Origin of the sequence: Arthrobacter sp. zg-Y1116 (assembly GCF_024385485.1) — a bacterium.
Taxonomy (GTDB): Bacteria; Actinomycetota; Actinomycetes; order Actinomycetales; family Micrococcaceae; genus Arthrobacter_B.
On sequence record NZ_JANFLR010000001.1, the window covers coordinates 298835 to 322609 of the forward strand.

A 23775-nucleotide genomic window follows, 5' to 3' on the forward strand; every position below is an offset into this window, starting at 1 on the left:
GCCGTGCCAGTATCCGAACCAGCTTCCGCGTTGGAAGCGCAGGTACTCCGCGCCCTGGACACCGTCCAGGACCCGGAACTGCGCCGGCCCATCACCGAACTCGGGATGCTCAAGGAGGTGCGGCTAGGCGCCGGGGGCTCAGTGGCAGTCGAGGTCCTGCTCACGATTGCCGGCTGTCCGTTGCGGGACACCATCACGGCCGACGTCGAACGCGCACTTGCCGCGGTTCCCGGAGTGAACACTGTGGACGTGTTCCTGGACGTTATGACTCCGGAGCAGCGCAACGCGCTCAAGGACCGGCTGCGCGGCGGCGATCCGGTGCGGACCATCCCCTTCAACCGCCCCGATTCCCTGACCCGCGTGTACGCCGTGGCCAGCGGCAAGGGCGGCGTGGGCAAGTCCAGCGTCACGGTCAACCTCGCGGCGGCCATGGCCTCGCTCGGGCTGCGCGTGGGCATTGTCGACGCCGATGTCCACGGGTTCTCCGTTCCCGGCCTCCTCGGAATCACCCGGCCGCCCACCCGCGTGGATGAGATGATCCTGCCCCCGGTGGCCTACGGCATCAAGACCATCTCGATCGGCATGTTCGTGGACGGCAACCAGCCGGTGGCCTGGCGCGGACCCATGCTGCACCGTGCCCTGGAGCAGTTCCTGACCGATGTGTACTTCGGGGACCTGGACGTCCTCTTCCTGGACCTGCCTCCCGGCACCGGGGACATCGCCATTTCCGTGGGACAGCTCCTGCCGGGGTCGGAGATCCTGCTGGTCACCACACCGCAGAGCGCCGCGGCGGACGTCGCTGAACGCGCCGGCAGCGTTGCCCGGCAGACCGGGCAGAAGGTCACCGGCGTGATCGAGAATATGTCCTGGCTCGCGCTGCCCGGCGGCGAACGCCTGGAGGTCTTCGGCTCCGGCGGAGGCGCGGCGGTGTCCGGGCGGCTGGGCGACACCCTGGGCTATCCGGTTCCGCTGCTGGGCAGCATCCCCCTCGACGTAGCCCTCCGCGAAGGCGGCGACGGCGGCCTGCCGGTAGTACTGGCCGACGCCGGTGCGGCAACCGCTGACGGCACTGACGATGCAGAGGGGAACACCCCGGCGGGCGGAGAGACTGCCGCAGCCGAACTGCGGCGGATTGCCCGGGAGCTGGCACACCGGCCGCGCGGCCTGGCCGGCCGCAGCCTCGGGGTCAGCCCGGTCTAGGCAGCGGGCGGCAGCCCGGTCTCAGCCTTACGTTGCTTCGATGTCGAACGGTGCAGGCTGGCCCGCGGCAAGGCGTTCCAGCGGTTTCACCGCAGGCGGCCGGCTCGCTGCTGCCGGGGAGGCAGCGGCGGCCGGGGAGGCTACGGCAGAAGCCGCCGCAGGCTGGGCGGCGGAAACCGGCGGAGCGGGCGCTGCGGACGGCCGTCCGCTCACCGCTTTGGCGGCGTCGTCGAAATCATCCAGCAACGCTTCCTTGATGATGCGCCGCGGGTCGTACTGCCGTGGATCCAGCTTCCGCCAGTCCACTTCGTCGATCTCGGGGCCCACTTCTTCACGCAGCTGTTCACGGGCGCCGGATGCCATCCGCCGCACTTCCCGCACCAGCCGGGCCAGCTGCGAGGCGTATTCGGGCAGGCGTTCGGGACCTAGTATCACCACGGCGATTATTGCCAGAAGGATGAACTCGTAACCGTTGATTCCTACCACTCTTGAAGACTACCTTTTCCCGGGAGCGGGGAGCTACTCGCTGCTCCCCTAGAGGCTCCAGCCCGTACGCGTGAACATGGAAAGGCCCCGCACAATGCGTTCCATCGGCTCGGCATCGTCGCCGGTGCGGGCGAGGCGGGCGGATTCGAGCAGGGAAAGCTCCTCCACCGCCCGGGGCAGCGATTTCTCCGGCTGGCTGGACTCGAAGGTATAGGTGACGCTGCCGGCTGCCACGACCTTCTGTCCGGGATGCTCCGCCGATCCGAAGACCGCCGGGCCGGCCTGCGAACCCGCAACCGAGAACCCGTCTTCGGAGACGGGCCGGCCGGTCATGGCGTTGATTACGGGCTGGCGATCCTCTCCCGGCAGCGGGTGCTGTTCCACAAGCCGCAGTTGCTCTCCGTCTGCTGCGAAGGTCATTTCCACGGCGGGACGCCCCTGGACCCGGAGGGACCGGGCGGACTCCAGTTTCAATCCCAGATCCGCCAGTTCCGGGCAGGTCCAGCCATGTGCACGGAGCAGCTGCAGCTGCTCGGCTTCGAGGTTGCCGCTTTGGGCCACTTCCTCCCAGCCGGCGGCCATGGCGGCACGTGCACCGGCCTGCGCAGGAACCTCGAGGATGCTGCCCGCAAAATAGGCGCCGCCAAGCAGCACCGCCCCGGCAGCTGCTACCGCCCCGACTGCGGCCACGGCGTGGCTGCGCCGGTCAAGCGCCTTGGCCGGCGCCCCGGGCTGACCCGCTTCGGATTCCGGACAGCCGGACTGCAATGCCGTCACGCGTCCTGCGATCCGGGCGGAAAGTTCCGGACCGGCATCGGGCACCCGGAAGGAACGCAGCCGGCTGCGCAGCCGGCGCTCCTCAGCGACGACGGCACGGCACGAGGCACAGCGGGACAGGTGTGCGTCAATGGCCTGCTCGCGCTGCGGGGTTGTTTCGCCGTCGATGTAGTTCCGTAAATGCCGTTTGGGGTGTCGCACTATTCAGCTGGCTCCCGCGACTCGGGGCAGGTTGAGCAGCGGACGGGTAACCGGCGGCACCTGCGGGTTCCGGTGGGCAAGCTTTTCCTTCAGCATCGCCCGGCCGCGGTGGATCCGGGACCGGACAGTGCCCAGTTTGACGTCCAATACGCGGGCGACTTCGTCGTAGGAAAGCCCCTCCAGATCGCACAGGACAACGGCGGCGCGGAAGTCGGGCGGCAGCTCCTCCAAGGCGCGGGCAATGTCCACGTCAAGGTTATTGAATTCGAAGCTTCGCTCCGGGCCCGGGCCGTTGCTGGGCAGCCTGCTGGAGGTTTCCTCGGTCATGCCGTCAAAACGGATCCTGCTGCGCCGCCGGGCCTGGTCAAGGAAGAGGTTGGTGGTGATGCGGTGCAGCCAGCCGTCGAGGGTGCCGGGCTGGAAGTTGGCCAGCGAGCGGAAAACCCGGACGAAGACTTCCTGGGTCAGGTCCTCGGCGTCGTGCTTGTTTCCGGTCAGCCGATAGGCCAGCCGGTATACCTTCGCCGAGTGCGCCTGGACCACTTCCTCCCAAGTGGGTCGTACCCACTCCGCAGCCATGTCCGCGGCTGCTGTGTCCGGCGTCGTTGCCATAGTCTTCCTCCTTCCTTACAACCTGCGTGCCGCCAGTGCAGTCCCGGTGTGCCCGGGCAGTTCCCGTCGGGTCCAAGGAATCCGGGTGGGCCCAGGGTCGCTTGGAGGGCCGTTTATCACTGATTAACAATGTTTACGCATCAATCTGGGAGTTGGCTGTTAGCACGCCTTTAGTACCGGGACAAGGCAGGCGCGGCAGTGCGTACCCGGTTCTGCGCCCGTTGGCCTTAAGCTTGTCTGAGCAGGAATTCCTCCGGACCGAAAGTGAAAAACCCATGCGCGCCGACAAGCAGACCAGTTGGTCCTACACGGAGGCACTGCCTACCGAGGATGAGGTCCTGATCCGTGCGCGTGAACGGTCCTATGAGCTGGGCGTCAGCGCTGTTTCCAGTGGCGTAGGTGCGGCGTTGACCGTACTGGCCGCTGCGAGCAAGGCCACCACGGTTGTGGAAGTCGGCACCGGAGCCGGCGTTTCGGGCGTCTGCCTGCTGCGCGGCCTGGGCCGCAACGCGGTGCTGACCACCATAGATTCCGACGTCGACCACCTCCGGGCGGCGCGCGAGGCCTATGCGGAGGCCGGCATCCCGGGCAACCGGACCCGCACCATCTCCGGCCGCGCGGCCGAGGTGCTCCCCCGCCTCACGGACGCCGCCTACGACATGGTGTTCATCGACGCAGACAAGCCCTCTTTCCCGCTCTACGTGAACCAGGCGGTGCGGCTGCTCAAGCGCGGCGGCCTGCTGGTGGTCAATGACGCGCTGGACCACGGCAAGGTAGCGGATCCGGCTGTCCGCGAAGCCACCACCAACACCATGCGCAAGGTGGGCAAGGCCATCCGGGAGAACGAAGACCTCGCCTCCGCCTTGCTGCCCACCGGTGACGGCCTCCTGCTGGCCGTGAAAACCGCTTAGCCAGCCTCACCAAAGCGGCCCGCACGCAGGGCTCCCAGGAAAGGTGCCACATGATCGAGATCCTCAACCCCGACGAGTTGTCCCGGGCAAGGAAGACAGGCGCCCTGGTCGCCGACATCCTGCAGTCGATCAAGGCCCGCAGCACGGTGGGAACCAACCTGTTGGACATCGACCGGTGGGCCAGGACCATGATCCTCGAGGCCGGTGCCAAGTCCTGTTACGTCGACTACGCGCCGTCCTTCGGACGCGGGCCGTTTGGCCACTACATCTGCACGTCCGTCAACGATGCCGTGCTGCACGGACTTCCGCACGACTACGTCCTGGCCGACGGCGACCTGCTGACACTGGACCTTGCGGTATCACTCAAGGGAATCGTTGCAGACTCGGCCATCAGTTTCATCGTCGGCAAGGCCCCCTCCCCGGAGAGCGCCGCAATGATCGCCGTGACCGAACGGGCACTGGCCGCTGGAATAGCGGCGGCCCGTCCCGACGCCCGCATCGGGGACATTTCCTTTGCCATTGGAACTGTCCTTACTGATGCGGGATATCCCGTGAATACCGAGTTCGGCGGGCACGGCGTCGGTTCCACGATGCACCAGGACCCGCACATCACGAACTCCGGGCGGCCGGGCCGCGGCTACAAGCTGCGCCCCGGACTGCTGCTGGCCCTGGAACCGTGGGTCATGGCGGACACCGCGGAATTGGTGACCGACGCCGACGGCTGGACCCTGCGCAGTGCAACAGGCTGCCGGACGGCGCACAGCGAGCACACGGTCGCCATCACCGACGACGGGGCCGAAATCCTCACGCTGCCGAAGTAGCGCACGGCCAAAGCAACGGCGAAACCGCTCCTGTCAGGCGGTCCGGCCCAAGCCGGCAAGATAGGACAGCAAAAGACGCACGCCGAAGCCTGTCGCGCCCTTGGTGAGTTCCCGGCTGTCCTTATTGGCACGTGCCGGTCCGGCGATATCGATATGTGCCCACGGAACGCCGCCGGTGAATTTCTCCAGGAACAGGGCGGCAACAATCGCCCCGGCACCGAATTTCGCCTGCACCGGCGCTATGTGGGAAACGTCGGCGATGTCGGAGTCCAGCACAAAGCCGTATTCCGCCACCAGCGGCAGCTGCCACACGGCGTCGCCGGAGGCCTTCCCTGCCGCCTCCAGCCGGGCGAGCAGTCCCGGTGCATTGCCGAACAGTGCTGCGTGGTGCATGCCAAGACCCAGGGCCGCCGCACCGGTGAGGGTGGCGACGTCCACCAGCACGTCCGGGGCCAGCTCTGCGGCGGCATAGGCCATCGCGTCCGCCAGGACCATCCGGCCCTCGGCGTCGGTGTTGCCCACTTCGACGGTGGTCCCGTTGTAGGTGGTCACGACGTCGGCGGGCCGGTAGGAAGCTGCGCCGATGGCGTTCTCGGCCAAAGCCAGCACCGCGGTGACCTTTACGGGAAGCTTCAACGCGGCTGCCGCCTCGGCCACGGCCAGGACTGCCGCCGCACCTGCCATGTCCGTCTTCATGGTCATCATGGCGTCCCGCGGCTTAAGCGAAATGCCGCCGGAATCGAAGGTAATGCCCTTGCCCACGAGGACAACGTGCGGCAGGTCCCCGCCCTCGGGCTGGTAAGTGGCCTCGACCAGCCGCGGCGGATGCTCGGATCCGCCGCCCACGGCCAGCAGCCCGCCGAATCCTTCGGCGCGCAGATCGTTCTCGTCGCGGACCCGTACCTGAAGCCCGCTGCGGCCGGCAATCATCCGTGCCTGTGCCGCCATCCAGTCCGGCGTGGCCGTCTCGGCAGGCGTGTTGGTCAGGTCGCGGGCCGTCCACACTGCCCGTGCGGTAACCGTGGCACGTTCGGCGGCCGCTGCGTCCAGCCCGGTCAGTTCCAGGTGTTCCGCAATCGGTGCCGGCGGTTCGGTGATACCCGCACGCGGCGGCCGGTAGCCTCCGAGCAGGAAGCCCTCAAGGAAAGCTTCCTGGGCGGACGGTTCCAGCCCGTCCACCACGCTTCCGCGCACCCGCTTGGCGCCCATGGTGGCACGGGCCAGCGAGGCACCGGCGCGCCGCAGCGCAGGCCCGGACTCGTCGCCGGCACCAACATAGATCAGTTTTCCGGGCAGGTCCGCAGCACCGCGGGGCGGCTCGATCACAAGGATCTCCCCCGCCCTGCCCGTGACTTTGGCGCGGCGGGCCCGGTCAGCGACGTCGGCGCCGTACCGCAGCGCCGCTTCGACGGCACCGCGCCGCGGCTGGGGAACCGGGTTTGCTGCCTCGTCGGCGTCTTCCCGCCCGGAGCCGTCCGGCGCCGGCGTCATGGCCACGGCCAGGACGTCCACGCCTTCATCCGGGACCGGATGCAGTCCGGTCCCGGACTCCGCCTCCCCGGTCCGTGCATTCAACGCAGCCAGGGCAGTGACTCCCGGCAGCGATGCGGTGACATAGGGCGACGCCGGAACGGATCCGGTCCGGTCTGTTGGCTTCGGAGGCAGCTGCATGAATTAAAGGCTAGCCCGTAACGCCCAGAAGGCAGTCTTTCAACTTCCCTGCTTCTTCTACATTCAGCTCAACCACCAGGCGCCCGCCGCCGTCTATCGGCACCCGCAAAATGAGGCTGCGCCCCTCCTTTGTAACCTCCATGGGCCCGTCGCCCGTCCTTGGTTTCATCGCAGCCATTTCGAGATTCCCCTTTCACAGCGCCCGGTTTACCCGGACCACCTGTAATCCGCTGCCGATGGAAGTAAAATATTCGCCCGGCAATTGCTGTCATTATTCCGCACAAGTACCGGGCAAACGAAATTTCGTGTGTTGCGTGCCACAAATCAGGGTGGATAGTCCCCGCCGCCGGGTAATTGCGTCCACCGCCACAGCCATACCACCCAGACAGTCTGCAGGACCGCGAAGGCGACCGCGACGGTCCCCCGGTAGGCCCTGGACCGGCTAAGCCAGGCTGTCGCGAGCGCCAGCGGAAACAGCGGCAGCAGAAGGCGGAACGTGCTGGTCTGCGGGTTCAGGAATACCAGCAGGTAAAGCAGATAGCTTGCACACCACAGCTGCAGCTCCAGGCCGAGCCGCCGGACGGGCGGGGACATCAGGTAGAGCGCGGCGCCTGCGACCAGTACCACCAGCGCCACGGGGCCGAACAGCGGCCCCAAAAGGTGCTGGGACATGGTGAGCCAGGGTTTGAAGGGAACGAGGTCCCCGAAGCGCCAGGCACTTTCCGTATCCGTGTAGGCGCGGATGTCTCCGGTGGACACCCAGGCGATGACCGGCCAGGCCAGCGCGGAGAAGCCTGCTCCCGCAGCCAGGGCGGTGAGCCGCCACGCCTCACCGGCAGGGAACGGCACCCGCCCGCGTCGCAGGAACCGCACCACCAGCACCAACCCCACCGCGAGCGCGAAGGGAACGCCCACCGGCCGGGAGAGGCACATCAGGGCCACCACCGGGATGGCGGTGAGGTAGCGCCCGGCCAGGAAGAGGTACAGGGCGCCGGAAAGAAGCAGCAGGTTCAGCGACTCGGCGTAGGGAATCTGCAGGATCGGGGACACCGGGAAGACCGCCACGAAGAGCACTCCCCACATGGCGGTGCCTTTCCCGGCCCGCAGCCGGAAGAGCCGGTAAATGACGAGCGCTGCGGCAAAGCCCGCCGCCGTGGCGGCCACGGGGGCCAGGACGTTCCAGCCCAGGCCGGTTACGGCGTCGAGCCCCCGCACCAGCAGCGGGAAAAGTGCGTAGAAGGCCCACTCGTTTTCCACGGCATTGCCCGCCGCATCCCGCGGCACGCTGTCGGGATAGCCGTCGGAGAAGATCCGGAAATACCACTCGGCGTCCCAGATGTTGATGAAGTCCCAGTACGACGGCGATGCGTCCCACCACGGGCCTGCCGGCTGGAACCGGGCGGTGGCGGCGAGCACGGCATAGGAAAACAGGCGGGCCCCCAGCCACAAGGCAAGGACCTGGAGGTACCACGGCCACCGCTGGACAGCGGCAGCGGCACGGCTCGGCACCGTCTTTGCCCGGAGGTTCACGGAGGACCTTTCAGCTGATTCAGTTTCCATGACGCACCCAGCAGGTTCCGAGGTGGTCATTGACGTAACCGGTGGCCTGCATCATCGCGTAGGCGGTGATCGGCCCGACGAACCGGAAACCCCGTTTTTTCAGGTCCTTGGCCAGCGCCGCGGATTCCGCCGTGGCGGACGGGACGTCGGCCAGTGCCTGCGGCGCGGGCCGGTCTGCCGGAGCACGGTACCGTTCCAGCAGGCTGCCGAGGCTTTCATGCTCCGGCAGCTCCATCAGCGCACGGGCGTTGTTGATCACGGCATCGATTTTGGCGGCGTTGCGCACAATGCCCGCATCGGACAGCAGCCGCGCCCGGTCGGCGTCGTCAAAGGCCGCCACGGCCTGCGGGTCGAAACCGGCGAACGCGGCGCGGAAGGCCTCGCGCTTGCGCAGGATAGTGATCCAGCTGAGGCCGGATTGGAAGGCTTCCAGGCTCAGGCGCTCGAAGAGGGCAGCTTCGCCCTCCACGGCACGCCCCCATTCCGTGTCGTGATAGTGCTGGTAGTCCTCGCTGGCCAGCGCCCAGCCGCAGCGCAGCCGCCCGTCCGCACCCGGCACGGCAGTCAATTCGCTTCTCCGTCGGGAAGGTTGCTCCGGCCCGCTGCTTCGAGCGCGCGGATCCGGGCGTCGCGTTCTTCGAGTGCTGCGGCGAACCGGTCCAGAACCGTGTCCACCTGGTCCATGCGGTAGCCGCGCAGGGCCACGGAGAACCGCAGCCGGGAAACGTCGCCGGCAACAGGGTGCTCAGGCAGCAATACGGGCGGGAGCCGGGGATCCGGCTCCGGCAGGCCCTGTACCGTGGCCGGCACGGTGCCGGCGGAGCCCGGGCGCAGCCGGCCGATGCCGAATACGGTGGCCAGGCCCAGCACGGCGATGGCAAGGAAGACCAGGAGGAGTGTCACAGGACCATGGTGCCAGACGGGGCCGGTCCCGGGCGGCGGCCGTCCGGCTAGGGCGAAACGTGTCCTGCACTGTCCGCGATCATCAGCCGCACCGCGTCCGCCGGGTCATCCACTACGTGCAGCAGCTCGAGGTCCGCTTCTCCGACCATGCCCTCCGCCAGCAGCGTTTCGCGGATCCAGCCCAGCAGCGGATTCCAGAACTCGGTGCCGATCAGCACGATCGGAAAGGAAGTCACCTTCTGCGTCTGCACCAGGGTCATGGCCTCGAAAAGCTCATCCAGGGTGCCGAACCCGCCCGGCAGGACAATGAACCCCTGCGCGTACTTGACGAACATCGTCTTGCGCACGAAGAAGTACCGGAAATTGACCCCCAGATCCACCCACTCGTTCAGGCCGGTCTCGAAGGGAAGTTCTATCCCGAGGCCCACGGACAGGCCGTCCGCCCCCACGGCCCCCTTGTTGGCGGCTTCCATGGAGCCGGGCCCTCCCCCGGTGATCACCGCGAGGCCCGCTTCAGCCAGCAGCCTGCCAACCTCTTCCCCGAGCTTGTAATAGCGCGATCCCGGAACGCTGCGGGCAGAACCGAACACGCTTACGGCAGGACCCAGCTCGGACAGCGTACCGAAGCCTTCCACGAACTCACTCTGGATCCGCAGCACCCGCCACGGGTCGGTATGCGTGAAATGGGTGGTGCCCGCCGAGTCCAGCAGGAAACGGTCCGACTGAGGGGTCAGGGCTGCGCCCCGGCGCAGCTCCACCGGCCCCCGCTTGCGCGGACGCTCGGACATGGGACTGGAGGCATCGCTGATAGGCATGCCTCTAGGCTAGCGGTGATGGCGCCGCTGGCAACGCGGCCGGGCCCATCGCCGACGGTTAGCTCCGGGCAGGTTGCGCTTACGTCACAATTACGTGCCCGGGTGGCCCGTGACACACGCCGGCAATAATCAATGGTTAGATTTTCCTTATGACCAGTGACACATCCCCAGGTAGATCCGTGCCTGAATCCGCTGCACCGCTCGTTTCGCTGAAGAACGTGAACAAGCATTTCGGGGACCTCCATGTCCTGCAGAACATCAATCTCGACATCGCCCGCGGCGAGGTAGTGGTGGTGATCGGGCCTTCCGGGTCCGGCAAGTCAACGCTGTGCCGTGCCATCAACCGCCTCGAAACCATCGACGACGGCGAAATCACCGTTGACGGCGCCGTCCTGCCGTCCGAGGGCAGGGCGCTTGCCAAGCTGCGCGCCGACGTCGGCATGGTCTTCCAGTCGTTCAACCTTTTCGCGCATAAGTCCATCGTGGACAACGTCTCCCTCGGACCGGTCAAGGTCCGCAAGTCCAAGCCCGCCGAGGCCAAGAAACTGGCCATGGAACTGCTTGAGCGTGTGGGCGTTGCGAACCAGGCCAACAAGCTTCCGGCGCAGCTCTCCGGCGGCCAGCAGCAGCGCGTAGCCATTGCCCGCGCGCTGGCCATGAAGCCGAAGGTCATGCTCTTCGACGAGCCCACCTCCGCCCTCGATCCGGAAATGATCAACGAGGTGCTGGACACCATGGTGGGCCTGGCGAAGGACGGCATGACCATGGTGGTCGTTACACACGAAATGGGCTTCGCCCGCAAGGCCGCGGACCGGGTGATCTTCATGGCCGACGGACAGATCGTCGAAGAAGCCACTCCCGAGGAATTCTTTACGAACCCGAAGAGCGACCGCGCCAAGGACTTCCTGGGCAAGATCCTCTCCCACTAGAACCGTTCCAAGCACTACACGCTCCACCAGCAGTACCGGGGTTTCACCAGCAGGCAGCAACCCCTTATGAGGCTAGGTCCTCCGCTTTTGCGCGGAGGACCGCAATGCAAGGAGAAAACATGCGCAAGACCCGTTACGCCGCTGCGGCCATCGCCGCAGTTGCAGCCCTGACCCTGTCCGCCTGCGGCGGCGATTCCGGTTCCGAATCCGGCAGCAGCGAAGGCGCCACCGAAGGCTCCGGCGAGCAGATCCGTATCGGCATCAAGTTCGACCAGCCGGGCCTGGGCTTCGACGAGGGCGGCAACTACGCCGGCTTCGACGTCGACGTCGCCAAATACGTCGCCAACGAGCTGGGCTACCCCGAGGACCAGATCGAGTTCATTTCCAGCCCCTCCGCCCAGCGCGAGAACATGCTGGAAAATGACCAGCTGGACATGATCTTCGCAACCTACTCCATCACCGATGCCCGTAAGGAAAAGGTTGCTTTCGCAGGACCGTACTTCGTGGCCGGCCAGGACCTCCTGGTTCCCGTCGACAGCGACATCAGCGGTCCCGAGGACCTGGACGGCAAGAACCTCTGCTCCGTCACCGGCTCCACCTCCGCACAGAAGATCAAGGACAACTACGCCGCCGGCGTGAACCTGCTGGAGCAGCCGAGCTACGCCGAGTGCGTGACCGCCATGCAGGGCGGCTCCATTGACGCCGTCACCACTGACGACATCATCCTTGCCGGCCTGGCCTCCACTGACGCCAACAAGGGCCAGTTCAAGGTTGTCGGCAACACCTTCTCGGAGGAGAAGTACGGTGTCGGCCTGCCGAAGGAAGGCGGCATCGTCAAGTGCGAGGACATCAACGCCGCCATCACCAAGATGGTCCAGGACGGTGCGTGGGAGGAAGCCATCAAGAAGAACACCGAAGGCGCCGACTACACCTTCAACGAAGACCTGAACCCGCCGACGCCTGACGCCTGCGCCTAGTTCCTGCACGTTCCACCCCAGCGGGGAAGCCGGCGATAATCTCCGGCTTCCCCGCTGCGGGCTTTCTTCCACCGTAAAGAGGTGAAACATGGAGGGTTTTACTGCCCTCTTCGAGCAGTACGACGTCCTCGGCGCTTTCTGGGTCAATATCCAGCTTGCCTTCTGGGCGGCGCTCTGGTCGCTGATACTCGGTACCGTCCTGGCACTGATGCGGATCTCGCCGATCCCCAGCCTGCAGTGGTTCGGTGCCGCCTACGTCAACATTTTCCGCAACACCCCGCTGACCATCATCATGGTGTTCGGCTCGCTGGCGCTGTGGTCGCAGCTGAATGTCAGCCTGTCCAGCGACTTCACCACCAACTTCTTCCGCCTTGCCGTGCTGTCGCTGACTGTCTACCACGCAGCGTTCTTCTGCGAAGCCATCCGCAGCGGCGTCAACACGGTTCCGCTGGGACAGGCTGAGGCCGCCCGGGCCATCGGCCTGGGCTTCCTGGAAGCAGCCCGGCTGGTCATCATGCCGCAGGCCTTCCGCGGCGCCATCGCCCCGATGGGCAACGTGCTGATCGCCCTGGTGAAGAACACCACCGTGGCCGCCACGGCCGGCGTCGCCCTGGAGACCTCCAGCATGATGAAGACCATGATCGAGTTCAATCCGAACCTGATGACGCAGATCTTCCTGACCTTTGCCATCGGCTACGTCATCATCGTTATCCCCATCGGCCTGCTCACCACCTGGGCCTCGAAGAAACTGGCGGTCGCACGATGAGCGCACAGAATGTCCTGTTTGATGCCCCCGGGCCCAAGGCCCGCCGGAACATCATGGTCGGCAACATCCTGGGCGTGCTGCTGATCGCAGCGCTGCTCTGGGTGGCGATCTCCGGGCTGGCGGACAAGGGCCAGTTCGACGCCGCCAAATGGACGCCCTTCCTGGAATGGCGGACCTGGGAGTACTTCATGCTCCCGGGACTGCTCTCCACGCTGAAGGCTGCCGCCGTGGCCGTGGTGACGTCGATTGTCTTCGGCCTGCTCTTCGGCATCGGGCGCCTTTCGCCTTTCAAGCCGATCAGCTGGGCCTGCGGGCTCGTGGTGGAGTTCTTCCGCGCGGTTCCCGTGCTGCTGATGATGGTGTTCTTCTACCAGTTCCTCTCCAAGTCCACTTCCGTGGAGCCCGCGCAGGTCCCCTTCTTCGCGGTTGTCATAGCCCTCACCCTGTACAACGGTTCGGTGATCGCGGAACTGGTCCGCTCCGGCGTCTTCGGTCTCCCGAAGGGCCAGCGCGAGGCCGGGCTGGCCATCGGCCTGACGCCGGGCCAGTCGCTGCGCAGCATCGAGATGCCGCAGGCGCTGGTGGCCATGCTGCCGGCGCTGCTGAGCCAGTTCGTGGTCATCCTGAAGGACTCCGCGCTGGGTACCTTCATCGGCTACACCGAGCTGCTGGACTACGCACGCCGCCTGGCTGCGGGCGAAGGCAACATCCTGCCCGCGCTGCTGGTCACCGCAGCGATCTTCATTGCCCTCAACTGGCTGCTCACGTTTGCCGCCCAGCGCCTCTCCCGGCGCCTGGGTGCACGGGCCGGCAAGGTGCTGAAGATCGAAGACACGATCGAGCCCGAGGGCATCGAAGCCCCGGTTCCGGCTGCCGCACCGGCGAAGGGTGCCGGAAAGTAACCGCACCCGGAACCACACAGCCAACGAAAAGAGGAGAGGACCGGCACCTGCCGGTCCTCTCCTCTTTTGCTGCCTAAGCCCTCAATCGACGGGGCGGAACCCGCGGCCGGCCTAGCTCAGCCAGGACCGAAGTGCCGCCAGGCACTCCCTCACGGCGGCGGCGTGCACGTGTTCGTTATCGGTGTGCGCCAGCAGCGCGTCCCCGGGGCCGAAGTTCACGGCGGGAATCCCCAGCGCACTGAAGCGGGCGACGTCGGTCCAGCCGTATTTCGGTTTCGGCTCGGCGCCCACCGCGGCCACGAAGGACGCAGCGGCCGGCAGGGTCAGCCCCGGCCGGGCGCCGGCCGCCGCGTCGGTGCGCACGACGTCGAACCCCGAAAGCAGCTCCCGGACGTAGGCTTCGGCTTCCTCGATGCCCTTGTCCGGGGCAAAGCGGTAGTTGATTTCGACGGTGGCCGCATCCGGAATCACGTTGCCCGCCGTCCCGCCCCAGATCCGGACGGCGTTCAGGGACTCACGGAAATCCAGGCCCTCGACGTTCACCGTGGCCGGTTTGTGGTCGCGCAGCCGCACCAGGATGTCCGCCGCGGCGTGGATGGCGTTCTCCCCCATCCAGGCCCGTGCGGAATGCGCGGCACGGCCCGTAGTGGTGGCATGGAAGCGCATGGTGCCGTTGCAGCCGCCCTCCACGGTTCCGTTGGTCGGCTCCAGGAGGACGGCGAAGTCCGCCTTCAGCCAGTCCGGATGGCTGCGCTCCAACCGGCCGAGTCCGCTGAGGGAAGCCTCGACTTCTTCGTGGTCGTAAAACACGTAGGTGATATCCCTGGCGGGCTCGGTGAGGGCGGCAGCCAGGGCCAGCTGGACCGCCACCCCGCCCTTCATGTCGGTGGCACCGCGGCCGTAGAGGACGTCCCCGTCCCACGTCGACGGTACGGTTCCGCGCGAGCCCGGCACCGTCGGCAGCGGCACGGTGTCCAGGTGGCCGGCAAGGATGATCCGCTCCGCCCGGCCGAGCCGGGTCCGGGCCACCACGGAGTCCCCGTCACGGGACACTTCGAGGTGGGGGCAGGTACGGAGAGCGGTCTCGACGGCATCCGCCAGGGCGGTTTCGTTTCCGGAAACGCTCTCGAAGTCCATCAGGGCCGCGGTCAGGTCCGCGACGTCGCCGAAAAGATCCAAGGAGGGCACAGATGCATCAGTCACCCTCCCACAGTACCGCTCGGTAGACTGGGAACCATGACTGTAAGCGCTGCCCCCACACCCGCTGAAACGCCCGACACCCGTACTGCCTCAGGCCTCGGCCTGGCCACCGTAACCTCCGACGGCGTCGTGCTCGATGTCTGGTTCCCCCAGCCCCTGCTGGGTGATGCCGCTTTCGACGAGGCCCTGAAAGAGGATCTCGATGCCGCCGCCGTTGCCATGGCCGACGGTATCCGCGGCACCCACGGCGAAGTGCTGGAAGCCCGGATCGACCTCGACGCCGCCCCCGCCGACACAGCCGATGCCTACCTCCGCCTGCACCTGCTCTCGGCCCGCCTGGTCCAGCCGAACACCATCAACCTTGACGGCATCTTCGCCGCCCTGCCCAACGTGGTCTGGACCAACCACGGACCGTGCGCGGTGGCCGACTTCGAGGCGGTCCGCCTGCGGCTGCGCAGCCGCGGCACCGTGACGGTCTACGGGGTGGACAAGTTCCCCCGCATGGCCGACTACGTGCTGCCCTCCGGCGTCCGCATTGCCGACGCCGGCCGGGTCCGCCTCGGCGCCCACCTCGCCGAAGGCACCACCGTGATGCACGAAGGCTTCGTCAACTTCAACGCCGGCACCCTCGGCACCTCCATGGTCGAAGGCCGCATCTCCGCCGGAGTAGTGGTGGGCGACGGGACGGACGTCGGCGGCGGCGCCTCCATCATGGGCACCCTCTCCGGCGGCGGCAAGGAAAAGATCACCCTGGGCGAACGTGTCCTCCTGGGCGCGAACTCCGGCGTCGGCATCAGCATCGGTGACGACAGCGTGGTGGAGGCCGGGCTGTACGTGACGGCCGGCACCCGGGTCAGCGTCCTCGACGGCGGCGAGCCCCGCCTGGTGAAGGCCGCTGAACTCTCGGGCGTGCCGAACCTGCTGTTCCGCCGCAATTCCGCCACCGGTGCGGTGGAGGCACTGCCCCGCAACGGACGCACCGTGGAACTGAACTCCGCGCTGCACGCGAACTAGCGGCCGGACGCCATGCAACTGCTCCAGCAGCATGAAACCCGTTCCTTCCGGGTGCTGGTCCTGCTGCTGGTGCTGTGCGTGGCGGCGTTCGCCGCCTTGTTCGCTGTCTCCGCGCTCTCGGGAAAGAAGCAGGCACCGGTGATCACTGAACGCTGCGTGGCCGTCGTGGGCGGCGCGGAATACTGGCTGACGCTGGAACAGGCGGCGAACGCCTCGATCATTTCCGGGGTGGCGGTGGCCCGCGGGCTGCCGCCGCGCGCCGTCTCCATTGCCTTGGCCACTGCCCTGCAGGAATCGGGGCTGCGCAACGTGGATTACGGCGACGACGCCGGCCCGGACTCCCGGGGGCTCTTCCAGCAGCGCCCGTCGCAGGGATGGGGCAGCGAGGCGCAGGTCATGGACCCCGCCTACGCCGCCACCGCCTTCTACAACGGCCTGGAGCAGGTCCCGGGGTACTTGGAGCTCCCGATCACGGAAGCGGCCCAGGCGGTCCAGCGCAGCGCCTTCCCGGACGCGTACGCCAAGCATGAGGGCCCTGCCCGTGCCTTCGCTTCGGCGCTGACCGGACAGACCCCCACCGCCCTCTCCTGCACCCTGCGGGCGCCGGCCGAATCCGCCGATCCCGCGGTGAGCGCTGCCGCCGTCGAGGAAATCTACGGACCGCTGAACGGGTCCGTGCTGGGCCCGCTCTATCTGGCCGACGTCGAGGGTGCCTACGGCTGGTCCGTGGCCCAGTGGTTCGTCGCCAATGCCAAGACGCTGGGGATCGAGTCCGTGGCCTACGACGGCCGGACCTGGCACCGGGGTACCGCCGTCTGGGCGGAATCGGACGCCGTACCCGGCCAGGTGGCCGTCACCGCGTTCAGTCTCCCCGCCGAATAAACGGTCCCGCCGGGGCACCGCCGCCGCGGATACGGACGAGGAAGCGTTTAGGCTTAGAACCATGCGCATTCTAGTCACCGGTGGCACCGGCTATATCGGATCCCACACCACTCTCGCCCTCCTCGAAGCGGGCCACGATGTGGTGGTCCTGGACAACCTCCAGAATTCAAACGAGGAATCACTGCGGCGGGTCCAGGAATTGTCCGGCCGCAAGGCGGAATTCATCAAGGCCGACCTGCTGGATGAAGCGGCGCTCGAAGCGGCCTTCGACGGCCGCTCCATCGATGCGGTCATCCACTTCGCCGGGTTGAAGGCAGTGGGAGAATCGGTGGCTAAGCCGCTGTACTACTACACCAACAACGTGGTCGGCACCATCAACCTCCTCCACGCCATGGACCGGCATAATGTCCGGACCATCGTCTTCAGCTCGTCCGCCACCGTCTACGGCGCATCCGAAGAGGTTCCCCTCACCGAGGACTCTCCCATGGATGCCGTGAACCCCTACGGGCGCACCAAGGAGCAGATCGAGGACATCCTCAGCGACCTCGGTGCCGCCGATGAACGCTGGAGCGTCGCCCTGCTGCGGTACTTCAACCCTGCCGGGGCCCACGAGTCCGGCCGGATCGGCGAGGATCCCACCGGCGTCCCGAACAACCTGCTGCCGTTCGTGGCGCAGGTTGCCGTCGGCCGCCGCGAAAAGGTGATGGTTTTCGGCAATGACTACCCCACACCGGACGGCACCGGCGTCCGCGACTACATCCACGTAGTGGACCTCGCCGCAGGCCACCTCGCCGCGCTCAACTACCTGGGCGAGGCCCCCGGCGTGCACCGCTGGAACCTGGGCACGGGCAACGGCTCTTCCGTCCTGGAAGTCCTCTCCGCCTTCTCCGCCGCCGCAGGCAAGGAAATCCCGTACGAGTTCGCCGAGCGCCGCCCGGGAGATGCCGCCGTAAGCTACGCCGACCCTGCCGCAGCGCACGCCGACCTCGGCTGGCGGGCTGAACGCACGCTGGAAAGCATGTGCGAGGACCACTGGCGCTGGCAGAAGAACAACCCCGAGGGCTACACCGCCCCGTAGGGCTTCCAGCCCCGTCAGCACCGCTGCCCGGCCTACGCGCAGAAACCGTGCTGACGGGGCTGTAAGCGTTCAACACGAAAAACGGAAGGTCCCCGGATTTCTCCGGGGACCTTCCCTTTTTCGTGTGTCTTACAAACCGATCAGCGCTGCGGGTAGTTGCGCTCCGGGGCGCCCGTGTAGAGCTGGCGCGGGCGGCCGATCTTCGTCTGCGGGTCCTGCATCATTTCACGCCACTGGGCAATCCAGCCCGGCAGGCGGCCAATGGCGAACAGGACCGTGAACATCTTCTCCGGGAAGCCCATGGCCTTGTAGATCAGGCCGGTGTAGAAGTCCACGTTCGGGTAGAGCTTGCGCTCGATGAAGTAGTCATCCGCCAGTGCCTTCTCTTCCAGGCGCATGGCGATGTCCAGCAGCTCGTCGTTGCCGCCGAGCTTGGCCAGGATGTCGTGGGCGGTGGCCTTGACGATCTTGGCACGCGGGTCGTAGTTCTTGTAGACGCGGTGCCCGAAGCCCATGAGCTTCACGCCGTCTTCCTTGTTCTTGACCTTTTCCATGAAGGTCTCCGGCTGCATGCCGGTGGCCTGGATGTCGCGCAGCATGTTCAGCACTGCCTCGTTGGCCCCGCCGTGCAGCGGCCCGAAGAGGGCGCTGATGCCGGCCGAAACCGAAGCGAACATGTTGGCGTTGGAGCTGCCCACCAGACGGACCGTGGAGGTGGAGCAGTTCTGCTCGTGGTCCGCGTGCAGGATCAGCAGCAGGTCCAGGGCCTTGACCAGGTCCGGATCGATTTCGTACGGCTCTGCCGGCAGGCCGAAGGACAGCCGCATGAAGTTCTCTACGAGGTTCATGGAGTTGTCCGGGTAGAGCATCGGCTGGCCGATGGACTTCTTGTGCGCGTAGGCCGCGATCACGGGCAGCTTTGCCATCAGGCGGACCGTGGAGAGCTCCACCTGTTCTTCGTCGAACGGGTCCAGGGAGTCCTGGTAGAAGGTGGACAACGCACTGACCGCCGAAGACAGGACCGGCATCGGGTGCGCGTCGCGCGGGAATCCGCCGAAGAAGCCCTTGAGGTCCTCATGGAGCATGGTGTGGCGACGGATCCGCTGGTCGAAGTTCTCCAGCTCGGTGGGCGTCGGCAGTTCCCCGTAAATCAGCAGGTACGAGGTCTCGAGGAAGCTCGAGTGCTTTGCCAGCTGCTCAATGGGGTACCCGCGGTAGCGCAGGATGCCCTCGTCGCCGTCGATGTAGGTGATCGCGGAGGTGGTGGCCGCCGTGTTCATGAAGCCGGGGTCAAAAGTGACGGTGCCGGTCTGCTTCAGCAGCTTGGAAACGTCGTAACCGTTGTTTCCTTCAGCTGCGGCAACGCGGGGCAGTACAAGCTCGTCTTCCGGGTTTGGCCCGTACTGGAGCTTGGCACTTGGTTGCTCAGTCATTAATTCTCCTTTAGGAGTTTTCGAAACCGCCGCTATGTACATCCGCTTCCGGCGGACATAGTGCATTCCACTAAACTATTTCGCTAAAACGCTACCGGTTTCAGTGCCCTTACCACTAATCGAGGCGGGCACTGTTGTACAAGCGCAACATCGCTGGGCGCAGTATTTACGGTGCAGTGCCCAATACTATTCCTCCGCGGCACCTCCGCCGTCCGGGGGTCCGGGCGCCGGGGCTATCCGCGCTGCAGGCCGCCCGGCGCGGACCCCGCGTGCAGGCGCTGGGCGGCTGCCCGGATGCCCTCGTCCGTGCCGGTGAGGGCAATCCGGACGAAGCCGGCACCGGCGTCGCCGTAGAAAACGCCGGGGCCCACCACTATTCCCAGTTCCGCGAAACGGGCCACGGTGGTCCAGGTGTCCTCGCCGGCACTCGCCCAGAGGTACAACCCGGCTTCCGAGTGCTCGATTTTCAGGCCGAACGCCTCCAATGCCGGGACGAGCAGGTTGCGGCGGGCGCGGTAGCGGTCCTTCTGCGCCGCCACATGCGCGTCGTCGCGCAGCGCTGCGGCCATGGCGGCCTGCACCGGCGCGGGGACGATCATTCCGGCGTGCTTCCGGCTGTTGACCAGGTTGGCGATCAGCGCCGGATCTCCGGCTGTGAACGCGGCGCGGTAACCGGCCATGTTGGACTGCTTGCTCAGGGAGTACACCGCGAGCAGGTTCTCGGTGCTTCCGCCGCTGATCCGCGGATCCAGGATGCTGGGGACGGGTTCGCCGCCTTCAGCGGGATCCCACTGGCCCCAGCCCAGTTCGGCATAGCATTCGTCCGAGGCAACCACTGCGCCCAGGGCGCGGGCCTCTTCGACGAGGGTGCGCAGCGACTGGGCGGAACGCACAATGCCGGTGGGGTTGCCCGGAGAGTTCACCCAGACCAGCCGTACGCGGGAACGCGTCTGCTCGTCCAGGTCGGAGAGGTGGTCCGCCGCTACCGCCGTCGCGCCGGCGAAGACCGCCCCCATATCGTAGGTGGGGTAAGCCACCACGGGGCGGACAACGACGTCGCCCTCCCCCAGCCCGAGCAGCAGCGGGAGCCAGGCCACGAGTTCCTTCGAACCCACGGTGGGCAGCACGGCGGCCGGATCCAGCCCGGACACGTTCCGGCGGCGGGCAAACCAGTCAACGACGGCGGCGCGCAGGTCCGCGGTGCCGTGCGTAGTGGGATAGCCCGGGGCATCCGAAGCCGCTGCCAGCGCGTCACGGACGACGGGGGGCGTCGGGTCCACGGGGGTGCCGATGGACAGGTTCACCGCTCCGTCAGGGTGCTCTGCTGCCCGGCGCTGGTAGGGCGCCATGGCGTCCCAGGGGTATTCCGGCAGGTCCAGCCCGAAGGCCCGGGACGCCGCGGCGCTCATGCCTGGTTCTGCGGCGGCAGGGCCGCGATGATCGGGTGGTCCGTGTGCGTGTTGCCTACCTTGGCGGCGCCGCCGGGCGAGCCCAGGACGTCGAAGAACTCGACATTGGCCTTGTAGTACTCGGCCCATTCCTCGGGAGTGTCATCTTCGTAGTAGATGGCCTCCACCGGGCAGACAGGTTCGCAGGCCCCGCAGTCAACACATTCGTCCGGGTGGATGTAGAGGGAGCGTTCGCCTTCATAGATGCAGTCCACGGGGCATTCTTCGATACATGCCTTGTCTTTTACATCCACGCACGGCTGCGCAATTACGTACGTCACGTCCCTTGCCTTCCTGATCTGCGGACCGTCGGCCTCAAGGGACGGCGGATCGCTGGGTGTTGGTTCCACGTTAGTAGCCTTGTCCATTATCTCCCAGCCGGAGCGTCCCGGTGACGCCGGCGCCGCCGTAGGATGGAGGGATGACGCCCGAAGACCCTGCCGCGCTGCTGCGCGGCCTGCAGCCCGGCGTCCGCGTGGTGGTCCGCTACCGGATCGACGGCGGCTTCACGGACGCGCTGGGCACCCTCAGCGACGTCGGGACGGACGGCTGTACGGTCTCCACCCGGCGCGGCGAGGTCCCCATCGCGTATCCGCTGGTTACGGCGGCCAAAACCGTCCCGCCCGCTCCCCCGCGCCGAGCTGCGCGTACACGTCCGCTTTAACCCCATGCAAATCCCATGCAAAAAGGCCGCCGGAACACAATGTTCCAGCGGCCTTTTTACACACTCTTGAAGTTCTGCGGATGCCTTAGGCGGCGGTCCCGGCTGCCCGGTCCCGGCCGAGCACGCGTGCGCAGACCAGCACAGCTGCGACGGTGGCCAAAGCCTGCCCGAAGAGCCACACCAGTCCGGCGGTCACTACCGGCGGCTGCTCCGGAGCGGAGGAACCGGTCACGATCAGCGGTACCTCACTGACGAGGTCCAGGGAAAAGAGCCCCAGCACCAGGTAGGTGATCACGCCGGTGACGGCACTCAGCAGTGCACTGCGCTGCCAGAGGCCGACCAGCAAGGCGACGGCACCGCTGAACACTACGGCCAGCAACGCACCGACGGGCAGTCCGTCGTCGCCCGCATACACCACGTGGCCGTGCAGGGACGTGCCCAGCAGCGCGGCCAGGATCCCGCCGGCAACGGCCGCAAGAGGCCCCCGCCAGCGCGGGGACCTCTTGCCGGTTTCAGCCGTGGTGGAAATGACTAGGCCTTGGCGCGGGCGCGGTTGGCCTTGGCACGGTCGTTCGCGTTCAGGACCAGCTTGCGGATGCGGATGGACTCCGGAGTGACCTCTACGCATTCGTCCTCACGGGCGAATTCGAGCGACTCTTCCAGGGTGAGCTTCCGCGGCGGGGTCAGGTTCTCGAAGGTATCCGAGGAAGCGGCACGCATGTTGGTGAGCTGCTTTTCCTTGGTGATGTTCACATCCATGTCATCGGCGCGGGAGTTCTCGCCGACGATCATGCCCTCGTAAACCTCGGAGGTGGGCTCCACGAAGAAGGAGCCGCGTTCCTGCAGCTTGATCATTGCGAACGGGGTAACGACCCCGGAGCGGTCGGAGATCAGCGAACCGTTGGTACGGTACTCGATCGGACCGGCCCAGGGCTCGTAGCCCTCGGCGATGGACGAGGAGATGCCTGCACCGTGGGTTTCCGTGAGGAACTTGGTGCGGAAGCCGATCAGGCCACGGGCGGGAACGATGAATTCCATGCGGACCCAGCCGGTGCCGTGGTTGGCCATGTTGACCATCCGGCCCTTGCGGACGGCCATCAGCTGCGTGACGGCGCCCAGGTATTCCTCGGGTACGTCGATGGTCATGTGCTCCATCGGCTCGTTGACCTTGCCGTCAACGATCCTGGTGACAACCTGCGGCTTGCCAACGGTCAGCTCGAAGCCTTCGCGGCGCATCTGCTCCACCAGGATGGCCAGCGCGAGCTCGCCGCGGCCCTGGACTTCCCAGGCGTCCGGACGCTCGGTCGGAAGGACCTTCAGCGACACGTTGCCGATCAGTTCCTTGTCGAGGCGGTCCTTGACCTGGCGGGCCGTAACCTTGGCACCCTTGACCCGGCCGGCCAGCGGCGAGGTGTTGATACCGATGGTCATGGAGATCGCGGGATCATCCACGGTGATCAGCGGCAGCGGCTTGGGGTTGTCGACGTCGGTCAGGGTCTCACCAATGGTGATGTCCTCGATACCGGCGACAGCAACGATCTCGCCGGGTCCGGCGGATTCGGTCGGAACCCGGTCCAGTGCCTTGGTCGCCAGCAGTTCGGTGATCTTGACGGTCTTCATGGTGCCGTCGTGGCGGGCCCAGGCAACGGTCTGGCCCTTGCGCAGGGTGCCGTTGAAGATACGCAGCAGGGCCAGGCGGCCAAGGAACGGGGAGGCATCCAGGTTGGTGACGTGCGCCTGGAGGACACCCTCGGGGTCGTACGTAGGAGCCGGGATGTGGTCGATGATCGTCTGGAACAGCGGTTCCAGGTTGTCATTCGCGGGGGCTGAGCCGTCGGCCGGCTGCTCCAGGGAGGCTGCACCGACGCGGGCGGCGGCGTAGACAACGGGGACGTTCAGGACCAGGTCAAGGTCAAGGTCCGGGACTTCGTCCGCAAGGTCGGAGGCCAGGCCGAGCAGCAGGTCCATGGACTCGCTGACAACCTCGTCGATCCGGGCATCGGGACGGTCGGTCTTGTTAACCAGGAGGACTACCGGCAGCTTCGCAGCCAGCGCCTTGCGCAGCACGAAGCGGGTCTGGGGCAGCGGGCCTTCAGAAGCGTCAACAAGCAGCACAACGCCGTCGACCATGGACAGGCCGCGCTCGACCTCGCCGCCGAAGTCGGCGTGGCCGGGGGTGTCGATGACGTTGATGGTGATGGTTTCGCCCTTGGCGGCCGGACCGTTGTAGAACACGGTGGTGTTCTTGGCCAGGATGGTGATGCCCTTTTCGCGCTCCAGGTCACCGGAGTCCATCACGCGGTCTTCCACGTCTCCGTGGGCGGCAAACGAGTTCGTCTGCTTCAGCATGGCGTCGACGAGAGTCGTCTTACCGTGGTCAACGTGGGCCACAATCGCAACGTTGCGGAGATCGCTTCGTACTGCGGTATTTACAGCCGTGTTGGTTTCTGACATGCGTGAGGACTCAATTCATAGGAGATCAGTTCGGGGTGTATCTTTTTCGGCCGGATTGGTACCGGCGTTTC

The 23775-nt window shown here is 66.5% G+C and carries 26 protein-coding genes; 11 read left to right on the top strand and 15 right to left on the bottom strand.

Going from position 1 to position 23775, the window contains the following annotated elements; all coding sequences use genetic code 11:
• Positions 1–3: 3 nt before the first annotated feature.
• Positions 4–1200 carry an Mrp/NBP35 family ATP-binding protein gene (locus NNX34_RS01320; RefSeq protein ID WP_255764786.1) on the top strand — a complete coding sequence of 399 codons (1197 nt, stop codon included), beginning with the start codon at positions 4–6 and terminating at the stop codon, positions 1198–1200.
• 27 nt (positions 1201–1227) lie between these two features.
• Here NNX34_RS01320 and NNX34_RS01325 read toward each other — a convergent pair whose 3' ends face one another.
• Genes NNX34_RS01325 through sigE form a run of 3 tightly spaced genes read right to left on the bottom strand, consistent with a single transcriptional unit; the run spans position 1228 to position 3276 of the window.
• The gene (locus tag NNX34_RS01325) at positions 1228–1686 is read right to left on the bottom strand and encodes a Sec-independent protein translocase TatB (protein WP_255764787.1); all 459 of its coding nucleotides are present in this window, start codon (positions 1684–1686) and stop codon (positions 1228–1230) included.
• A 48-nt stretch (positions 1687–1734) separates the two neighbouring features.
• Entirely contained in the window at positions 1735–2664 is a 930-nt protein-coding gene (locus NNX34_RS01330) for an anti-sigma factor (RefSeq protein ID WP_255764788.1), read from the bottom strand.
• Positions 2665–2667: 3 nt separating this feature from the next.
• Positions 2668–3276, bottom strand: coding sequence for an RNA polymerase sigma factor SigE (gene sigE / locus NNX34_RS01335; protein ID WP_227918437.1), 609 nt, complete (start codon positions 3274–3276; stop codon positions 2668–2670).
• A 275-nt stretch (positions 3277–3551) separates the two neighbouring features.
• Here sigE and NNX34_RS01340 point away from each other — a divergent pair, with 275 nt between their 5' ends.
• Positions 3552–4187: an O-methyltransferase gene (locus NNX34_RS01340; protein ID WP_227918438.1), complete on the top strand. Its 636-nt coding sequence runs from the start codon at positions 3552–3554 to the stop codon at positions 4185–4187.
• Between the two features lie 50 nt (positions 4188–4237).
• The gene (map, locus tag NNX34_RS01345) at positions 4238–5008 is read left to right on the top strand and encodes a type I methionyl aminopeptidase (RefSeq protein ID WP_255764789.1); all 771 of its coding nucleotides are present in this window, start codon (positions 4238–4240) and stop codon (positions 5006–5008) included.
• Positions 5009–5041: 33 nt separating this feature from the next.
• Here map and NNX34_RS01350 read toward each other — a convergent pair whose 3' ends face one another.
• The 6 genes from NNX34_RS01350 to NNX34_RS01375 form a co-directional block, all read right to left on the bottom strand.
• A complete protein-coding gene (locus NNX34_RS01350) occupies positions 5042–6679 on the bottom strand; it encodes a M17 family metallopeptidase (RefSeq protein ID WP_255764790.1) in 1638 nt (545 codons plus the stop codon).
• 10 nt (positions 6680–6689) lie between these two features.
• Entirely contained in the window at positions 6690–6857 is a 168-nt protein-coding gene (locus NNX34_RS01355; RefSeq protein WP_146361313.1) for a DUF3117 domain-containing protein, read from the bottom strand.
• 146 nt (positions 6858–7003) lie between these two features.
• Positions 7004–8239: a hypothetical protein gene (locus tag NNX34_RS01360; RefSeq protein ID WP_255764791.1), complete on the bottom strand. Its 1236-nt coding sequence runs from the start codon at positions 8237–8239 to the stop codon at positions 7004–7006.
• On the bottom strand, positions 8229–8807 hold the full coding sequence (locus tag NNX34_RS01365) for a DNA-3-methyladenine glycosylase I (protein ID WP_257794792.1): 579 nt from the start codon (positions 8805–8807) through the stop codon (positions 8229–8231). The genes NNX34_RS01360 and NNX34_RS01365 overlap by 11 nt, the downstream gene beginning before the upstream one ends.
• Positions 8804–9142 (bottom strand): DivIVA domain-containing protein, encoded by a 339-nt coding sequence (locus tag NNX34_RS01370; RefSeq protein ID WP_255764792.1) that lies wholly within the window; start codon positions 9140–9142, stop codon positions 8804–8806. Before NNX34_RS01370 ends, NNX34_RS01365 begins: the two co-directional genes overlap by 4 nt.
• A gap of 47 nt (positions 9143–9189) precedes the next feature.
• A complete protein-coding gene (locus tag NNX34_RS01375) occupies positions 9190–9957 on the bottom strand; it encodes a TIGR00730 family Rossman fold protein (RefSeq protein ID WP_255764793.1) in 768 nt (255 codons plus the stop codon).
• Between the two features lie 149 nt (positions 9958–10106).
• On the opposite strand from NNX34_RS01375, the gene NNX34_RS01380 reads away from it, so the two are divergent.
• The 4 genes from NNX34_RS01380 to NNX34_RS01395 all read left to right on the top strand — a co-directional run bounded on the left by NNX34_RS01380 (position 10107) and on the right by NNX34_RS01395 (position 13531).
• On the top strand, positions 10107–10886 hold the full coding sequence (locus NNX34_RS01380) for an amino acid ABC transporter ATP-binding protein (RefSeq protein WP_255764794.1): 780 nt from the start codon (positions 10107–10109) through the stop codon (positions 10884–10886).
• Between the two features lie 119 nt (positions 10887–11005).
• Entirely contained in the window at positions 11006–11863 is an 858-nt protein-coding gene (locus NNX34_RS01385) for a glutamate ABC transporter substrate-binding protein (RefSeq protein WP_255764795.1), read from the top strand.
• A gap of 88 nt (positions 11864–11951) precedes the next feature.
• The gene (locus NNX34_RS01390; RefSeq protein ID WP_227918455.1) at positions 11952–12629 is read left to right on the top strand and encodes an amino acid ABC transporter permease; all 678 of its coding nucleotides are present in this window, start codon (positions 11952–11954) and stop codon (positions 12627–12629) included.
• Positions 12626–13531 carry an amino acid ABC transporter permease gene (locus NNX34_RS01395; RefSeq protein WP_255764796.1) on the top strand — a complete coding sequence of 302 codons (906 nt, stop codon included), beginning with the start codon at positions 12626–12628 and terminating at the stop codon, positions 13529–13531. The genes NNX34_RS01390 and NNX34_RS01395 overlap by 4 nt, the downstream gene beginning before the upstream one ends.
• A 111-nt stretch (positions 13532–13642) precedes the next feature.
• On the opposite strand, the gene dapE is transcribed toward NNX34_RS01395, so the two are convergent.
• Positions 13643–14734: a succinyl-diaminopimelate desuccinylase gene (gene dapE / locus NNX34_RS01400; protein ID WP_255764797.1), complete on the bottom strand. Its 1092-nt coding sequence runs from the start codon at positions 14732–14734 to the stop codon at positions 13643–13645.
• Positions 14735–14767: 33 nt separating this feature from the next.
• On the opposite strand from dapE, the gene dapD reads away from it, so the two are divergent.
• The 3 genes from dapD (at position 14768) to galE (ending at position 17705) form a co-directional block, all read left to right on the top strand.
• The gene (gene dapD / locus NNX34_RS01405; RefSeq protein WP_255764798.1) at positions 14768–15745 is read left to right on the top strand and encodes a 2,3,4,5-tetrahydropyridine-2,6-dicarboxylate N-succinyltransferase; all 978 of its coding nucleotides are present in this window, start codon (positions 14768–14770) and stop codon (positions 15743–15745) included.
• 12 nt (positions 15746–15757) lie between these two features.
• Positions 15758–16627: a hypothetical protein gene (locus tag NNX34_RS01410; RefSeq protein ID WP_255764799.1), complete on the top strand. Its 870-nt coding sequence runs from the start codon at positions 15758–15760 to the stop codon at positions 16625–16627.
• A 61-nt stretch (positions 16628–16688) separates the two neighbouring features.
• Positions 16689–17705 (top strand): UDP-glucose 4-epimerase GalE, encoded by a 1017-nt coding sequence (galE, locus tag NNX34_RS01415; RefSeq protein ID WP_255764800.1) that lies wholly within the window; start codon positions 16689–16691, stop codon positions 17703–17705.
• Between the two features lie 140 nt (positions 17706–17845).
• On the opposite strand, the gene NNX34_RS01420 is transcribed toward galE, so the two are convergent.
• The 3 genes from NNX34_RS01420 to fdxA all read right to left on the bottom strand — a co-directional run bounded on the left by NNX34_RS01420 (position 17846) and on the right by fdxA (position 20867).
• Entirely contained in the window at positions 17846–19138 is a 1293-nt protein-coding gene (locus tag NNX34_RS01420) for a citrate synthase (protein ID WP_255764801.1), read from the bottom strand.
• Between the two features lie 233 nt (positions 19139–19371).
• Positions 19372–20547 carry a succinyldiaminopimelate transaminase gene (gene dapC / locus NNX34_RS01425; protein WP_255764802.1) on the bottom strand — a complete coding sequence of 392 codons (1176 nt, stop codon included), beginning with the start codon at positions 20545–20547 and terminating at the stop codon, positions 19372–19374.
• Positions 20544–20867 carry a ferredoxin gene (gene fdxA, locus NNX34_RS01430; RefSeq protein WP_227918473.1) on the bottom strand — a complete coding sequence of 108 codons (324 nt, stop codon included), beginning with the start codon at positions 20865–20867 and terminating at the stop codon, positions 20544–20546. Before fdxA ends, dapC begins: the two co-directional genes overlap by 4 nt.
• Before the next feature lie 140 nt (positions 20868–21007).
• On the opposite strand from fdxA, the gene NNX34_RS01435 reads away from it, so the two are divergent.
• On the top strand, positions 21008–21250 hold the full coding sequence (locus NNX34_RS01435) for a hypothetical protein (RefSeq protein WP_255764803.1): 243 nt from the start codon (positions 21008–21010) through the stop codon (positions 21248–21250).
• 85 nt (positions 21251–21335) lie between these two features.
• Here NNX34_RS01435 and NNX34_RS01440 read toward each other — a convergent pair whose 3' ends face one another.
• Together NNX34_RS01440 and typA are read right to left on the bottom strand one after the other, a co-directional pair.
• A complete protein-coding gene (locus NNX34_RS01440; RefSeq protein ID WP_255764804.1) occupies positions 21336–21668 on the bottom strand; it encodes a hypothetical protein in 333 nt (110 codons plus the stop codon).
• 113 nt (positions 21669–21781) lie between these two features.
• Complete coding sequence (gene typA, locus NNX34_RS01445; protein WP_255764805.1) at positions 21782–23704, bottom strand: translational GTPase TypA; 1923 nt, start codon at positions 23702–23704, stop codon at positions 21782–21784.
• Positions 23705–23775: the final 71 nt, after the last annotated feature.

Excerpts from the sequence above, each read along its gene's own strand:
- sigE (WP_227918437.1), bottom strand. The coding sequence starts at position 3,276 with ATGGCAACGACGCCGGACACAGCAGCCGCGGACATGGCTGCGGAGTGG.
- NNX34_RS01340 (WP_227918438.1), top strand. The coding sequence starts at position 3,552 with ATGCGCGCCGACAAGCAGACCAGTTGGTCCTACACGGAGGCACTGCCT.
- map (WP_255764789.1), top strand. The coding sequence starts at position 4,238 with ATGATCGAGATCCTCAACCCCGACGAGTTGTCCCGGGCAAGGAAGACA.
- NNX34_RS01350 (WP_255764790.1), bottom strand. The coding sequence starts at position 6,679 with ATGCAGCTGCCTCCGAAGCCAACAGACCGGACCGGATCCGTTCCGGCG.
- NNX34_RS01355 (WP_146361313.1), bottom strand. The coding sequence starts at position 6,857 with ATGGCTGCGATGAAACCAAGGACGGGCGACGGGCCCATGGAGGTTACA.
- NNX34_RS01360 (WP_255764791.1), bottom strand. The coding sequence starts at position 8,239 with ATGGAAACTGAATCAGCTGAAAGGTCCTCCGTGAACCTCCGGGCAAAG.
- NNX34_RS01375 (WP_255764793.1), bottom strand. The coding sequence starts at position 9,957 with ATGCCTATCAGCGATGCCTCCAGTCCCATGTCCGAGCGTCCGCGCAAG.
- NNX34_RS01380 (WP_255764794.1), top strand. The coding sequence starts at position 10,107 with ATGACCAGTGACACATCCCCAGGTAGATCCGTGCCTGAATCCGCTGCA.
- NNX34_RS01385 (WP_255764795.1), top strand. The coding sequence starts at position 11,006 with ATGCGCAAGACCCGTTACGCCGCTGCGGCCATCGCCGCAGTTGCAGCC.
- NNX34_RS01390 (WP_227918455.1), top strand. The coding sequence starts at position 11,952 with ATGGAGGGTTTTACTGCCCTCTTCGAGCAGTACGACGTCCTCGGCGCT.
- NNX34_RS01395 (WP_255764796.1), top strand. The coding sequence starts at position 12,626 with ATGAGCGCACAGAATGTCCTGTTTGATGCCCCCGGGCCCAAGGCCCGC.
- dapD (WP_255764798.1), top strand. The coding sequence starts at position 14,768 with ATGACTGTAAGCGCTGCCCCCACACCCGCTGAAACGCCCGACACCCGT.
- NNX34_RS01410 (WP_255764799.1), top strand. The coding sequence starts at position 15,758 with ATGCAACTGCTCCAGCAGCATGAAACCCGTTCCTTCCGGGTGCTGGTC.
- galE (WP_255764800.1), top strand. The coding sequence starts at position 16,689 with ATGCGCATTCTAGTCACCGGTGGCACCGGCTATATCGGATCCCACACC.
- NNX34_RS01420 (WP_255764801.1), bottom strand. The coding sequence starts at position 19,138 with ATGACTGAGCAACCAAGTGCCAAGCTCCAGTACGGGCCAAACCCGGAA.
- dapC (WP_255764802.1), bottom strand. The coding sequence starts at position 20,547 with ATGAGCGCCGCGGCGTCCCGGGCCTTCGGGCTGGACCTGCCGGAATAC.
- NNX34_RS01435 (WP_255764803.1), top strand. The coding sequence starts at position 21,008 with ATGACGCCCGAAGACCCTGCCGCGCTGCTGCGCGGCCTGCAGCCCGGC.
- typA (WP_255764805.1), bottom strand. The coding sequence starts at position 23,704 with ATGTCAGAAACCAACACGGCTGTAAATACCGCAGTACGAAGCGATCTC.